At 55.1% G+C, this 1,162-nt stretch carries 2 protein-coding genes; one reads left to right on the top strand and one right to left on the bottom strand.

Translation table 11 applies throughout. The features are described 5' to 3' along the window. Positions 1–419 precede the first annotated feature (419 nt). Positions 420–605 (bottom strand): hypothetical protein, encoded by a 186-nt coding sequence (locus HMPREF3091_RS22445; RefSeq protein WP_070714398.1) that lies wholly within the window; start codon positions 603–605, stop codon positions 420–422. Between the two features lie 237 nt (positions 606–842). Here HMPREF3091_RS22445 and HMPREF3091_RS22820 point away from each other — a divergent pair. Then, the coding region (locus HMPREF3091_RS22820; protein WP_246839953.1) for a phage integrase N-terminal domain-containing protein at positions 843–1,162 on the top strand (320 nt) is incomplete at its 3' end.

The following is a 1,162-nucleotide window of genomic DNA, read 5'->3' on the forward strand; positions in this document are numbered from 1 at the left end:
CCATAAAATCGCGAAAAAATCCACAAACAACTCAGTTTGCAGAAAAATGGTTTCCCCTTTTCAACCGTGACAACCGGGTGTAATCTCCTCCCTGCCCTACGCTGTCGTCGACAGCACCCAAAGCTTCATGACCTGAAAGAAGCGCCTGACACATCAGGATATGGTTGCCATTTTACCGGCAGGGCCTCTGCAAAAATGCCGGGTCGCAGATACTGCGGCAGAGGTTGAGAGTTATACACGCTACATCCTTTCACTGCGCCAGTTCGCTGGCTATGCCTCCATCCGACCGGAAATCTCACGATTTTCCGGCTCATCTGTACGTGCTGATTGTCTGTGCTTTTTATCTGCGCCAGATCTCTGGTCAATGCTGCCCTGCGCCGGAAACCTTCCGGTACCCACTGCACCAGCCGCCACATCGTTTACGGGCTGCGGCCTGCATTTGCCGTCAGGCATTTGCTGCCGCGTGACCGTAAATCTGCACCAGAATCCACGATCTTTTGAGCACTGCACCCGACCAGTGCGTCACTTTCGTGGCGTAAAGCGACAAAGTGACGCACAACCACCACACCGCGCCATGCCTTTATTTTCAGGGCTCTGGCGCTCATTCCCCAATCTGACACGCCTTTTCAGGGCCGCTGTCAGCAAGAAAGAGGAGAAAAAGATCGATACCGAGGGGGGCAGGATGCCCCGGAGAATCCCTGCTCACGCAGGCAGCCCGTACCGCGTACTGGCTGAAACTCCCTATACCTCAACAAGCGGCCACTCCGGCGTGAAGGTATCGTTCTGGCGCAGCCAAAAAGCATACGCCGGAGACTGTTTGTGTTTTGAAATCGGGGGAACGTATGGGGAAGTTAGGCAATGAAATGAAGGCGCTGGCGAAGCACTGCGGCGGCAGCCACAAAACGGTGAACGATCGCATCCACATCGTGCAGCGTTTCGGCCACCATTTACGGGCGCTGAACGTCCAGATCCAGCGGGTGGCGCAGATTAAGGTTCGCCACATTGAAAACTATATTCATGAAAGACTGGCGCAGAGCATCGGCAAACGCACGCTACAGAACGAAATGGCCGCGTTACGTGTCGTTCTGCAACAGGCCGGGCGTAAGCAGATCGCAGAGCATGAGCGGCTGACCAATAAATCCCTCGGGCTTTCCGGCGCATC

The organism is Hafnia sp. HMSC23F03 (assembly GCF_001816025.1).
Lineage (GTDB): Bacteria > Pseudomonadota > Gammaproteobacteria > Enterobacterales > Enterobacteriaceae > Hafnia > Hafnia paralvei.